Genomic DNA, 13960 nt, shown 5'->3' with positions numbered 1-13960 from the left:
TTTCACAAAGAAGCCGTCTGCAAAGCGATCGCGAAGAAGTCGAGAGACGGTATCTGGTTCCGGGAGAATATCCGTTTATTATAGTCGACAGAGCGCGTGGTGAAAGCGATTTGCTGACCCTGCGCAATCTAAACAGGCCGATGCGCAAATGGGTGGTAGCCGCAATTCTCCTGTCTGTGTTGCTCGAAACCGCACGAAGCCTTTGTCTTTTGGGAAGGTCCAATATGCTTGCTGAGACGTATTACAAAATCGCAGGATTCTGGTTGCTTGGTTTGATGATGGGTGCCACCGTCACACAACAACTCTGGGGTGAAGACCGCTGCGTCGTGGCCTCGGTGAATCCTTTGGCCACGCAAGCCGGCTTGAATGCCTACGCTTCCGGTGGCAACGCTCTTGATGCTGCCGTTGCCACGGCACTCACCTTGGGAGTCGTCGACAATCACAACTCAGGTCTTGGCGGTGGTTGCTTCGTTCTCGTTCGCAAACCGGATGGAACGATCCTGGCGATCGATGGCCGCGAAAAAGCTCCCGACGCGGCCAGTCGCGACATGTATCTTCGCGATGGCAAGGCTGATCCTGATTTGAGCACGACCGGTGCACTCGCCGTGGCGGTGCCGGGAGCCTTCGCCGCATATTCTCTTGCCGTTGAAGAGTGTGGCGACAAAGAGATGGCCGATCTGCTGCTCCCCGCGGCACGTATTGCCGAATGCGGTTTCCGCCTTGATTCCGTCTACGCCGCGAAACTCAAAGCGATGGCCAAAGTGCTCGCGCGCTTTCCCGGCACCCGTGAAGCTCTGCTCAAACCGAATGGCTGCCCCTACACCGAATGCGAAATTTTGCGTCAGCCGGATCTCGCGCGTTCTTATAGGCAGATGGCCGAGCATGGAACCGCTTGGTTTTATCGGGGCGAGTTCGCTGAAAAAGTGGGTACGTGGATGGCCGAGAATGGTGGTATTCTCACGGCGGCGGATTTCGCCGCGTATGAACCGATCGAGCGCGAGCCACTGATCACCACATATCGCGACTGGACGATTATTGGCTTCCCGCCACCAAGTTCTGGCGGAATTCATGTCGCTCAGATTCTTAACATTCTCGAACCGTTTGACGTGGCTGGTGAGTTCGACCGTGACCCCGTGCGAGGAACGCACTTGATGGTGGAAGCAATGAAACTCGCCTTCGCGGATCGCGCCCACTGGCTTGGCGATTCCGATTTCGTCGACGTGCCGCGCGGGTTGGTCGATAAGGAGTATGCCAAATCGCTGGCCGAGCGGATTGATCTCACAAAGGCGAGCGCTGTTCCTTCGCACAACAATCCCCCCAAACATCAAGATGAAGTCTTTGGTAAGCACACCACCCACATCACGGCAGTCGATAGCGAGGGCTATTGGGTCGCCATCACCGCAACCGTGAACACGGCATTCGGCTCGAAAGTGATCGTGCCGGGCACTGGCATTGTTCTCAACGACGAGATGGACGATTTTTCTAGCCAGCCCGGTGTTCCCAACGCCTTTGGGCTCGTGGGAGCGGAAAACAACGCGGTTGAGCCGGGCAAGCGACCGCTCTCTAGCATGAGTCCCACGATTGTATTGGACTCCAAGGGCGAGCCGGTTTTGACCGTCGGAGCGGCCGGTGGGCCGAAGATTATCACGCAGGTACTGCTGGCCTTGGTGGGAATGTTGGACCTGGAGAAGGATTTAAAAACCGCGATCGCAACACCCCGGTTTCATCATCAATGGCATCCCGACAGCGTGCTGCTCGAAGAAACCGCGCCGCAAGAAATTCAAGACGGCCTCAAGGAACTGGGCCACAAACTCGAAATGATCGATAAAAGCGGCGTGGCCCAAGGGATCACAAGGACCTCCGATGGCAAGTTGGTCGGTGTGAACGACCCGCGGATTCCCGGTCGCGCGGCGAGTGTGGTACGGCCGGCAAAAAGCCAGTGATCAATCAGGCTTGGACTCGGTGGCCGCGGGCTGTTCCGCGGCTTCTTCCACTTTCTTCATCACGCGGAGCAAATTTTCACCGAGGATTTTCTTGATGTCGCTCTCGCTGTAGCCCCGATTCAAGAGGGCTTGAGTGATATACGGATAGCAAGAAACATCCTCGAGTTGCGTGGGCAACACGGATACGCCATCGTAATCCGAGCCGATGCCTACGTGATCGATTCCCGCAACCTTGACGATGTGGTCGATATGGTCGATGAGATCGTGGATCGTGCCGCGAGTCATCGAACCGCTCGGTTCCATCTTGCGGAGTTCGGCTTGAATTTCCTCGGGGTCTTTCATCGTGGCTTTCAGTTCGCGTTCGCGTTTGAGCCGTGCAAGATAACGGTCTGACGCCGAAGGGACGACAAACCCCGAAAAGAAATTGACCATCACAATGCCGTCGTTCTCCTTGACCAGTTCCAGCACGTCATCCGGCACATTGCGAGGGCTGTCGGCGATGGCTTTGGCCGACGAGTGAGAAAAAATCACAGGTGCCTTCGTGATCCGCAGCACGTGCTTCATCGTGTCGGGCGAAACGTGTGAGATGTCGACCATCATCCCCAGGCGATTCATCTCAGCGATCACATCTTCGCCAAACGGCGTGAGCCCGCCATGCTTGGCTTCGTCGGTCCCCGAGTCGGCCCAATCAATCGTGTCGGCATGGGTGAGCGTCATGTACCGCGCCCCAAGCTTAAAAAGCTGCCGCAACACATTGAGTGAATTCTCGATGCAATGCCCCCCCTCGACGCCGATCAGCGAGGCAATTTTCCCTTCATCGTGGATGCGGCGAATATCGTCGGAGGTTAAGGCCAGCTCAAATGTTTCAGGATAGCGCTTGAGCATCGCGTGAACCAAGTCGATCTGTTCGAGCGTGGAAGTCAACGCCGTGCCGTCGTAAGCCGTCGCCGAGGGAACCCAGACCGACCAGAACTGCGCGCCCATCCCCCCTTGGCGCAGGCGGGGGATATCGGTTTGCAGTGTTGCTTGGGGTTTGGAGATATCCAGCTTCTCGAAAGTGCTACTCCCTTGTTTGCGAATCTCCCACGGCATGTCATTGTGGCCGTCGATAAGAATCGCGCTGCGATGAATGCGTTCTGCTTCGGGGGTCAGTACCACCGGCGAGCGATCGATCGTGGTTTCCTCGGCAAACCCCATGCTATTCATGACTGCTAGGCTCGCGATGCATGCTAAAAACTGACAGACGATTTTGCTCATGGTACCGATCCCAACTTGTCGTTGTTTGCTGTGTCAGCGAGTTTTTGCCAGGCCCAGCGGTATAGATTCCGTGAATCAATATAGCGACCATCCGACGAAGGGGCACCTAGCACCACAATGATCAGCGATTGGTCGCCTCGAGTGGCTTGCGAAACGAGGCACGCGCCCGCGGCCGTGGTCGTGCCGGTTTTGATGCCGTCGTAACCTTCGGTGCCAAGTAATCGATTGGTGTTCTTCCAGAACAGATTGCGTTTATATCCTTCCGCGCCAGTCACGGTGCAGCCATGCTGCGGGGTCGAAACATACTCACGAAACAAGGGCTGCTGCATCGCGGCATGGGACAGCTTCAGCAAATCAGCTGCGCTTGATTGATGCCCTTCCTCTGGCAAACCGTTGGGATTGCAGAAATTGCTCTTATCCATTTTCAATTGCTTGGCCGCGTCGTTCATCGCCACGATAAAGCAATCGTAAGCGTCGGCATCTTCGCCTTCTGATTTGGCTAGTCGTTTACCGAAATGTTCGGCCAATGCCACCGAGGCATCATTACCCGAGGGGAGCATTAAACCGTACAGCAATTCGCGAACGGGAATCTTTTCACCCGCACGAACACCTGCCGTGGAACCTCCTGTTTTGTCGGCACGCTCGGAGAACTCCACGATCTCGTCGAGTACTTCGGGATGCTTTCCTGTGTGCGTCGTCACGAGATAGGCGGTCATGATTTTTGTCGTGCTGGCGATATCGCGTTTATCGTCGTCGTGCAGTCCCCACAGCAATTCGCCCGTCTTGCCGTCGCCGATGGCCCACGCCGCACAAGTCGTGGCTGGGGGAGCAGCAAGATCTTCGGCAGGTGCTTTCTTAATTTTTTCAGCGTTCACGATCGACGGATCGGGAGCTTCTTCTTCCGCGACCAAGGGGCCGAGGGCTTCCCAAGTTTTGGCATCCACTTCGCCCGTTTCAGCGAGTTTGTTCACCTTTTGAAAGGCTTTGACTGCCTGTTCAGTTTGAGGACCGAAATCGCCGTCGACGCCGATGCCGGGCGAAGGTTTGAGCCGGGCGTTGAGAGTCCGCTGCAAAGATTCCACCAGCAGCCCCGCAAAGCCGGACTTCAATACCGAGGGATCGGATTTGGCGACAGTCTTTCCTTGATTGAAATAATCGTAAGACGCCTTAGCAACTTTCGAGCAAAGCATGTCCGCCGCGTTGGCGTTGCCATCGGCGCGGTCTTCGATGTTGTTGGTGAGCACGCAAACCGCGAATGGCCCCGCCGGTCCCGTGATAATTCCGGCATCGCAACGCGAAGCCGACACCGTGCCCGTCTTGTGTGCCACGACCGTCCCCGCGGGCAAAAGTCGGGGCATTTTGAGTATGTCGTCGCAAGCGATCAAGTGAGTCGTCATTTGCTTGCTGGCCGTTTCGCTCACCAGCTTGTTGGCCTGCAACAATTCGAGCAGCTTGATCATGTCCGCGGCGGTGGTGCTTCCCAGGCCGTATTTCACACTGCGTTCTGGGGCAATCGACGTATCGCGGCGATAGACCTTGGAATTCAACAGTGTGTCGTCACAGCCCAGCGACTTCATCAGTTTGTTCGTGGTTTCCAAGCCAATCGCATCGATGACCAGATTGGTCGCCGTGTTGTCGGAGTAGGCAATCATTAACTGAATTGCATCTCGCAAAGGCATTTTCACCCCGTCGGAGAAATGCGAAGTGAGAATCCCCGAGCCAGGAACCTTGTCTTCTTGCTTGAGAGTAATCTCTTGATCGAGCGAGAGCTTGTTCTTCTCAGTCGAATCCTTGTTCTTTTCCACCAGATCATAGGCCGCGACCATGATTGGGAACTTGATCAAGCTGGCCGTGGGGAACGGTTCGTCGGCTTTGTAGGCAAATGTCTCGCCGGTCTTAAGATTCTTGACTATGATCGCGGCATCGCCGGCGAAATCGTCGATGAGTGGCTGAATCTGCTGGGCCAGCTCGTCGGCCTGAGCTTTTGTTGCTGCCATTAAGCAGCCAATGACAAGAAAGCACAAAACGAAGCGAGACAATATTGTTGATTTCATGTCAGTTCAGCAAGAAGTTGTGATCAGGCGGCCGGTCAGTCGAGCAAAGTGACCCCATGACCGGGCGCATCGGGATAATGGCACTCGCCACGGATGACTTCCACTCCTTTGGCAATGTCCTTGGCCAACAGGGCCGCGCCATCCATGTCGACGTAATCCAAGAGCGGCAGCAATTGGCCAATGGCCGAGATACCGACGCTCGATTCGGTCATGCAGCCGACCATGACTTTGAGATTTAACTGCCGGGCCTCGGCGATCATTCGCCGCGCTGGGGTCAGGCCGCCGCATTTGACCAGCTTGATGTTGATGCCGTGGAAATTGCCAGCGCACGCGGCGACGTCGTCCTCAGTGATGCAACTTTCGTCGGCAATGATCGGAAGCGCCGATTCCCGGTACACGCGCGGGTAATCTTTGTCGCCGGCGGGGAGTGGCTGCTCGATGAACTCCACGTTCAGCGATTTGAGTTCATGCGACAGCGCAATCGCCTTATCGGCATACCAACCACAGTTGGCATCGACCCGAAACACGGCGTTGGTGTGCTTGCGTAACTCATGGACGATTTCCATGTCGTTGGGCGTGCCGAGCTTGATCTTGTAAATGGGCCAATCCGGCATTTCCTTCAGCTTGGCCACCATCACGTCGATCGTGTCGATGCCAATGGTGAAATTCGACATCGGAATGTGATCGGTTGTCAGGCCCCACAATTCATAAACGGGCTTGCCTTGTTGCTTCCCCCACAAATCATAGGCAGCCTGATCGAGCGCACAGAGTGCGAACGGGCAATCTTTGAGCTGCGGTGCGACCGCTTCCCACAGCTTCGGTGGATCAAGCTCCGTTTGGGATTCAACAATTGAGCGGACGCGTTCCAACCCGGCCCGCATGTTTTCGAGCGTTATGCCGTAATAGGCATTGGTCGTGGCTTCGCCGAAGCCGCGATGCGTGCCGTCGGTCAGTTCAACAACGAGCGTTGGTTGAACGGAAGTCGACTCGCGAGAAATGGTGAACGTGTGTCGAAGGGGCAAATCAAAGGCGTGCGTCAGCAGTTTCACGGCTCATTCCGAAGTCTGCAAAGGTGGGGAAGTCAACGCTGCCGGCAAAGCAATCCCGCTTACCGGTTTTCATCTTACAATCATGCACCAACGGACGTGGGCATCAGTTGTTGAACGGCTTGCACCAACTCGTCGGTGCCGTGGCGAATCACATCGCAAACGGGCAGGCCAAACTCGGCTCGCAACTTTTCGCGTTCGCGTTCGGTCTCTTCCTCGGTTGCCTTGCGGGAATTCATGGCGATGCCGATCACCTTCGAGGGGACCATCAGGTTGGCCATTGTTTCATACACTTTGATCAACTGCTCGATCGGCTTGAGTTGGATGTAGTCCATGCCATAAACGTTCTTGCGGCCGACTTCATAGCAAAAAACCATGCCATGGGGCATGCAGCCGTGCAGCAAGCCAAGCGTCACGCCCGAATATCGCGGATGCGACAAGCTCCCCTGCCCTTCGATGAACAGCACGTCGTTATGCTGATGCTCGACGATCATCTTTTCCACGGCGCCGCTGACAAAGTCAGAGACGACGCAATCGATGGGCGAGCCGTCTCCTTCGACCATGATGCCGGTTTGGCCGGTGGCGATGAATTTGGCCTTGGTGCCTTGGGCTTTCATGGCGTTGCACAGTTCCAACGCGACCAACATTTTGCCGACGCTGCAATCTTGGCCAACCGTGTGAATCCGCAAACATTCTTCGCGAATGTTTTTGCGATGGGCGACGTCGCGTTCATTGTTCTTGCGAACGTCGATGATTTGCACACCCTTCTCCGCGGCCGCTTTGGAGAACTCGGGGTCGCTGCTCACGAATTCATGGAGCCCCGATACGATATCCATACCGCGATTGATCGCGGCGAGAATCACGGAACGCCACGCCGGTGGGATGCGGCCCCCCGAGGGTGCAATGCCAAGCATCAAGGCGTTGGCTTGCGGTGCATCTTCCAGTTTGCCGACAATCGGAATCGAGCCCCCCACGCCCAACAATTCTTGCGCGGTCTTGCCGACTTGAGTCGTATCCAACAACGCGACCACTTGCTCGGGACGGTAACGGACGACGCAGGTGGCCGTCTTGCCGGTGACCGGTTCGGTATGACCCTCGGTCAGAATAATCAGGCGGCGGCCTGACAAAGAATGTTGAGAACCGTTGTTGGAAAACTCAGTCATGACTTCTCAATCTTTCATCCCACGAGAGGGGCGTACAAAGAACTACAGATTTGTTTGGTTGTTGCCGCCTGCTGCCAGTATGAAGTTTAATAGCTGTGCGCAACCGCGAGAAGTGATCCACGGCCGTTTACCTCACCATTTCGCGCAAGGTGTTATTCCGAACGCGCATGTCGAGTCGCACGAGCTTCACTGACCGCTCAGAAACTCCGCTAGCGCTGCTTGAGAAACAAACACGTCGCTGTAGACGCAGACTCGCTCGGCAGCGTCTGTATAGTTTTCGAGCGCGACTGGCGAACCCAGCGACACGAGGAGACAGTCGCGTTGGGCGGTCAATTCACGCACGTATTGGTCCTGCTCGGCGAGCAAACCAAAGCGATACCACGCGGCCGGTTTGACCACCATGGCAATCACCACTTGCTCCGCTGCCAACGCTTTTTCCAAAGCTTGGGCATAGTCGTCGGCAGTCGCTTGCGGGCCGAGTTCTTGGTATTCGCACTTGGAAAACCGTTCCGCCAGAAAACCACGCAGCGGCAATTCCGCCGGGTCGAGATGCGACTGATGGGGCCGCAGCATCGCAACAAACAGCGAACGATCGGTGGCCAGCGGAGTGAGTTGCTTCTTTTGATCGAGGGCATGAATCGATTGCCGAGCAACCGTTTTCGCGAGCTTCTCGCCCTGATCGAGAATTTGCGTGAGTGCTTTGCCCGACAAGACCGTTTCGTTGCGTCCGAAAATGCTGTGCTTGAGTGTGAGCACTCGCGCACAAGCTTCATCGACACGTTCTATCGGTAAACGCCCATCAGCGACCGCTCTTTCAAGCGCGGCGAGCACAACGCCTGGGTCGATTATGTCGAGTTGCAGATCTACGCCGGCCAGCAGCGTGTGCAGGACCAGATCCCCTTCGTTGTCGAATCGTGCTTTGACCCCTTCCATGAGCAGGCTATCGCTCACGACGGCCCCTTGAAACTTCAATTCGCCGCGCAACAAATCGGTGAGGATTGGTTTCGACAACGTCGCGGGATTGCCCGAGTCATCCCAACCTGGGTAGCTGACGTGGGCCGTCATCAACAGAGGAATCTCGGCAGCAATGGCTGCTTTGAAGGGAATAAGTTCACACGCCGCTAGTTCGTCGCGATTGCCATGCACCGTGGGGAGCGCGTGGTGGGAATCTTCATGCGTGTTGCCGTGACCGGGGAAATGTTTGGCCGACACGAGAATACCGCCCGCACGCGCTCCACGAGCAAAGGCGGTCACGAGTTCTGCGACGCGCTCGGGCTCATTGCCGAACGCGCGGGTGGCGATAATTGGGTTTTGCGGGTCGATATTCACATCCGCCACGGGCGAAAAATTGATGTGAATACCATGAGCGCGAGCGGCAATACCGGTGAGCCGGGCAAATTCATGAACTTGTTGTGGTGCGTCGTCCCCTAAGGCGTCGAACGCCATCGCGTGGGGAAACAGCGTGTAACCACGAATTTGCTGGCCAACACCCCGCTCGATATCGGCACCAATCAACAGCGGGTATTGCGACGCGGCTTGCAGTTTCTCCAGCGTAGCTGGTGTGTGCTCGCGTTGGCCGTTGAAAAGCAACAACCCACCCAGCGGATATTCCGCCAGCAACTTAAGCACACGATCAGCGTCTTCTTCGACCGTCCGCACCGGCGGCAGGTTCGAGCCAATCCGAACGTACAGCAATTGAGCGAGTTTCTCGCGCAGCGAAAGTTGTTCGAGCGTCATGGAAAAAGCGGCGCTCACTGGTCACCTCCAACGGTTTCAGGCTCGTCATGTTTACGGCCAAACTCGGAATCCACCTCGACGAGCAGCGCCACAATAATACTAGGAATCGCGCAGATCATAATCCACACAAAGAAATGTTGATAGCCAATCAGTTCTTCGAGCCAACCACTCCACATGCCGGGGATCATCATGCCGAGCGCCATCGCGCCGGTGCAGAGAGCATAGTGGACCGTTTCGTGTTCGCCGCGTGAGACATAAATGCAGTACAGCAAATAAGCCGTAAAGCCAAAGCCGTAGCCAAATTGTTCGATACCCACGGCGGCGGTAATAGTCCACAAACTTTCGGGCTGAGCATAGGCTAGAAACAGGAACGCGAAATTCGGCAAATGAATGATCAGCGCCATGGGGATCAGCCAACGCCGCAAGCCGTCACGCGCGGCAACGAAACCACCAATGATGCCCCCGAGCGTGAGCATAATCACACCGACCGTGCCGTATACAAAACCAACTTCGCCCGTCGTGAGGGCCAACCCACCCGCTTCCCGGGCATCTAAGAGAAACGGCGTTGCGAGTTTGACCAGCTGGGCTTCCGGCAAGCGGTAAAGTAATAGAAACGCCAGAATGATCAGAATCCGTGGCTTACGAAAGAAGTCGAGAAACGGCACTAGGAAGCCGGTGAGCGAGCCTTGTTCAGGATCGCTGCTGCTTGCTACGTCTGTTGTCGGATGTGGCAGCGCGAAGGCGTGATAGACGCACAGCATTAGAAAAAAGGCTGCGACAAAAAAGAACGTTGCCGACCAGGCAAAGGCCAGATTGCCGGAACGAATCTCAAACGCGGCTTGCGAGGGTTGATCGAGCTTTTTGTCGACTTGCACAATCGCGGCAAAGGGCTGATTCCAATTTTCGTCGGTAACTTCGAATCGTTCCCCTTCGATCACTTGGAAGCTGGCGTCTCCGCGTGAGAGTCCAAACTGAACAACTTGCGTTTCATCCGCAGGAACTGCCTTGGCCAGCCGCATCCAGACAATTGCCAAATCGCCCACGCGATCGTCGGTGGTCGCGGCTGTAGTTTGCGTGGGACCAAACCAATGGCGGATTGCGTTTTCCAAACCCACCAGCCAACCGGCATCCGCTTGAGCAGCAGCTTCGGTGATTTGTTCCGGTAACGCATAGAAATCGTGCTCAACGTTCCAGTCCCGCACCTGCTTGGTTATTTCTTGAGCAGTGGCCGAACTTTGGCCGCCAACACTTAGCCCCAATTGATTGTTGGCGACAACGATTTTTTGTTCGGCCGCATCGCTCACTCCAGGCAGTGCTGCGGAATCAAACACGACGGCTTGTGGAGCACCCTGCACCGCGCGCACATCAACGGCAACATTCGGTAACCCCGTGGCGGTTTCTAATGCTCCGGCCAGCATGACCAACAAACCTTGCCCCGCGATCATCGCCATCCGGTAGGCTGTGCTGCGAATACCGACAAACCACGCTTGCTGATGGCTGGTCATCGCGAGCAGATAAAAACCGTCGGCGGCGATGTCGTGCGTGGCGGAACTCACAGCCACGATGGCGAGTGCCGCCAACGTGTAGCGAACAAAGTCATCAGCACTGATCGCCAGCGCCGCGCATGCTAAGCCGGCTCCGATGAGCAGTTGCATCACGACGACCCATTTGCGTCGTGTCCCGAGTTTTTGAACGAGCGGGCTCCACAGCGGCTTGATCGCGTAAGGCAGGTAGAGCCAACTCGTATAAAGGGCGATTTCTTTGTTGCCGACCCCCAGCCGCTTGAACATGATGACCGCCACGGTCATCACGACGACATAAGGAATCCCCTGGGCAAAATAGAGACTCGGAACCCAACGCCAAGGGCCCCTACGCGAAGCGGCGACTTCAGAATCATTCACGTTTGTCGCGTCCCTTGAGGTCAATCTGCTTAGTGGGGCTTTCTCGGCCGATGCGATCCACCGCCGAAACGGCAATCACCGCTGGAGCCTGACCCTTGGGGAGGAAATCCAAAACGAATTCTTCATCGGCTCCTGGCACTACGTCGAGATGCCAATCGTCGCCGTGTTTGGTCTTCACAACCCAGAGCCAAGGTTGTTTGTCTTTGTCAGCTTCACGTTTGACCACCCAACGTCCGCCCGATTTTTTGACTTTGACTTCGGGAGTTTCAGGCTTGGCCTGATCGGGGGTCGCCATCCAAGGGCTTTCCGGCACCAAGGCCGGCTCGCGATAAGGACCCTCGATCAACGCATCGGCGATGCCACCGGCGTTCTTCGTGAGCGCCTTCATGCTGAAATGCACATTGCCGGTTGCGCCCTGCTGGGCACGGGTGGCCCAAATTTGGGCGATCAATTCGTCCGGTGCCCAGGTTTGATTGTCGGCATTGAGCATTCGCGACGTGTAATTGCCCGGCCAGAGATGACGCTTGGCGGTGTTCTGTTCGGTCCACCACCAGAGCAATGCTGGATAGGCCTGTTGGGGTGGGCCGATTTTCCAATAAAGCTGCGGCGTGAAATAATCGCACCAGCCTTCTTTGAACCACTTCTCGGTGTCGGCATATAACGATTCGTATTGATCGAAGCCTTTGATTTGCGGCGGCTTACCGGGTCGGCCGATGCCAAACGGGCTGATGCCGAACTTCACCCACGGTTTAATCTTCTTCACGTCGTCGTGAATCTGTTTGACCAAGCGATTGATGTTGTCCCGCCGCCAGTCGTTGCGCTCCAGCTTGTTGCCCGCGGCTTGAGCTTTCTCCCAACTCGGATCATCAGGAAAGGACAGAACTTCGGTCTTTTCGTCCTTGTCGTCTTTGTTCTTTTTCGGCTTATTAACCGGATAGGGATAGAAGTAGTCGTCCATGTGAACGCCGTCGATGTCGTAGCGCTCGACGACGTCGCGAATCACGGCCATCGTGTGCTCAAACGCCTCGGGCTCGCCCGGATCCATCCAGTGATAATCGCCATATTGTTTGACGATCTCAGGATGGGTCTTGCTGACATGATTGTCAGAGGCGGGAGTTTTGGTCCCCGTGTGCCGCGTACGATATGGATTGAACCAGACATGCAGTTCGATGCCGCGCTTGTGGGCCTCTTCCACAGCGAACTCCAGCGGATCGTAATAGGGGCTCGGAGCTTTCCCCATTTCGCCGGTCAAGAATTCCGACCAAGGTTCGAGCTTCGATTCATAAAGTGCATCGCAACTGGGCCGCACTTTCAGAATGATCGCGTTAAGATTCATCCGCACCGCGTCGTCGAGTAGCGCAATCATTTCCGCCTTTTGGTCGGCGGTGCTGAGCCCCGGCTTCGATGGCCAATCGATATTGGCAACCGTCGCCACCCAGGCCGCGCGGAACTCCCGCCGTAAGGGTGGAGCTTCGTCGGAGTTTTTCTCAGTTTCGCTCCAGCACAAACTGCAACTCAACATGAGCTGCAAAACAACGGATGCCCCCACGAACCACGAAGACCAGCGAGAGACTCGCCCCACAACATTACGCACTTGATACTGCCCCCACGAATTGGTCATTGAGTGACAACCTCCCCACCGTCGCGTGAGGCTTGTGAAATATAAACTTGAGCGTCCACTTCCTCGGACACAAAATCGACGCTGCCATCGGCTTTGCTGAAGTTAGCACCACCGGGATGCATGCTCCCGAACGAAAGATTGTTGAACGGCACGATCTTGCGATCGGCGGCCACTTCGCCGGGGCGATCTTCGGGCTCATGCCCCTTGTAATAGCCAACGGTTTCAAGATTGGCGTTGATCGGCTGCGTGGCATCGATGTTTTTGAGTCCACTCATGCAGTAGCCCGAAGCAGGACCTTGAGGGGGTTGCGGTTGCGAACCGGCCTGCAAAAAAGCTCCCGCGGTCCAAGCACGTAACTGGTACCAGCGTTCACCGGCGAGGAACGTGTTGCTCAAGCCGTCTTGAATTTGCTTGAGAGCCACGCGGCTGCCGGGAAAGAACAAGCCATCGAAATTCACGACGCCGCACAACCCCGAGTTATCACCGACGAATGCATCAGCAGCTTGGCGGCTAAACGCGGATCCCGAGATTCCCGCGTAGCTGGCACTCGCCAAGTTTGTGCCGTTGCGATTGTCGACAACTTCGTCATCGCTGGGGCAGATATACGGCGAGATCCGATTCTCGTTCACATTCTGCAAATCGTAGATGTTCTGAGGCTCCTTCGAGGGATCGACTTTGCGGAAGGCTTCCACCTGACGCACGATCTCGGCACGAAGGTTTTCGTTCTCCAGGTACGAGAGCAAATTCACGTGCCAACTGAAGCCGTTGCGACCGCTCACTTTGTTGATAGTCGAACCCGGCGGCAGGACCTTGTGGGCGGACTCGAAGTTCAAACTGGCCAACGTCACGTTCTTGAGATTGTTCTCGCAGCTCATTCGGCGAGCGGATTCCCGCGCGGCTTGCACGGCGCTCAAAAGCAGTGCCACGAGAAGTCCAATAATCGTGATCACAACCAGCAGCTCAACCAACGTAAAAGCCCGAGCTGCTCCTTGGCGAGTCGTAGAACATCGCATCGTATGCGTACCTCATGGGGTGAATGAATTCACTTCGACAACAGGCCATTGTAAGTGAATCGCTGGCCCAGACCAACCGCGATGATCAGTTCGGTTCTCAGGGATGCGCAGGTAGCTATCGTTTTTGCGAATGCTTGGTGGTTACCGCACCCAAACAGGGCACACTTTAATTGTCGGAAAAATGCATGACAACTATAATGAACAGGTCGCGACAGAGTTTTTCCG

General features: G+C 55.9%; 9 protein-coding genes. 1 reads left to right on the top strand and 8 read right to left on the bottom strand.

Annotated features, from left to right (window positions below; translation table 11 throughout):
• Window positions 1–224 precede the first annotated feature (224 nt).
• On the top strand, window positions 225–1943 hold the full coding sequence (ggt, locus tag AC6T8Q_RS13625) for a gamma-glutamyltransferase (RefSeq protein ID WP_500679597.1): 1719 nt from the start codon (window positions 225–227) through the stop codon (window positions 1941–1943).
• Here the strand turns inward: ggt and AC6T8Q_RS13620 are convergent, their stop codons facing one another.
• The 8 genes from AC6T8Q_RS13620 to AC6T8Q_RS13585 form a co-directional block, all read right to left on the bottom strand.
• Complete coding sequence (locus AC6T8Q_RS13620; RefSeq protein WP_500679596.1) at window positions 1944–3200, bottom strand: dipeptidase; 1257 nt, start codon at window positions 3198–3200, stop codon at window positions 1944–1946.
• Window positions 3197–5197, bottom strand: coding sequence for a serine hydrolase (locus AC6T8Q_RS13615; RefSeq protein ID WP_500679595.1), 2001 nt, complete (start codon window positions 5195–5197; stop codon window positions 3197–3199). The genes AC6T8Q_RS13620 and AC6T8Q_RS13615 overlap by 4 nt, the downstream gene beginning before the upstream one ends.
• Before the next feature lie 92 nt (window positions 5198–5289).
• Window positions 5290–6303, bottom strand: a complete 1014-nt coding sequence (locus AC6T8Q_RS13610; RefSeq protein WP_500679594.1) for a dipeptide epimerase — start codon at window positions 6301–6303, stop codon at window positions 5290–5292.
• 80 nt (window positions 6304–6383) lie between these two features.
• A complete protein-coding gene (locus tag AC6T8Q_RS13605) occupies window positions 6384–7463 on the bottom strand; it encodes an N-acetyltransferase DgcN family protein (RefSeq protein WP_500679593.1) in 1080 nt (359 codons plus the stop codon).
• A gap of 186 nt (window positions 7464–7649) precedes the next feature.
• The gene (locus AC6T8Q_RS13600; protein ID WP_500679592.1) at window positions 7650–9218 is read right to left on the bottom strand and encodes a glycoside hydrolase family 3 protein; all 1569 of its coding nucleotides are present in this window, start codon (window positions 9216–9218) and stop codon (window positions 7650–7652) included.
• Window positions 9215–11101 carry an MFS transporter gene (locus AC6T8Q_RS13595; RefSeq protein ID WP_500679591.1) on the bottom strand — a complete coding sequence of 629 codons (1887 nt, stop codon included), beginning with the start codon at window positions 11099–11101 and terminating at the stop codon, window positions 9215–9217. The genes AC6T8Q_RS13600 and AC6T8Q_RS13595 overlap by 4 nt, the downstream gene beginning before the upstream one ends.
• On the bottom strand, window positions 11094–12722 hold the full coding sequence (locus AC6T8Q_RS13590; RefSeq protein ID WP_500679590.1) for a glycoside hydrolase family 10-like protein: 1629 nt from the start codon (window positions 12720–12722) through the stop codon (window positions 11094–11096). Before AC6T8Q_RS13590 ends, AC6T8Q_RS13595 begins: the two co-directional genes overlap by 8 nt.
• Window positions 12719–13735: a DUF1559 family PulG-like putative transporter gene (locus tag AC6T8Q_RS13585; RefSeq protein WP_500679589.1), complete on the bottom strand. Its 1017-nt coding sequence runs from the start codon at window positions 13733–13735 to the stop codon at window positions 12719–12721. Before AC6T8Q_RS13585 ends, AC6T8Q_RS13590 begins: the two co-directional genes overlap by 4 nt.
• Window positions 13736–13960 lie beyond the last annotated feature (225 nt).

This window comes from Bythopirellula sp., from assembly GCF_041737835.1.
Classification (GTDB): Bacteria; Planctomycetota; Planctomycetia; order Pirellulales; family Lacipirellulaceae; genus Bythopirellula.
Note: the sequence above shows the minus strand (reverse complement) of the source record. Positions and strands in the feature narration are given on the sequence as shown.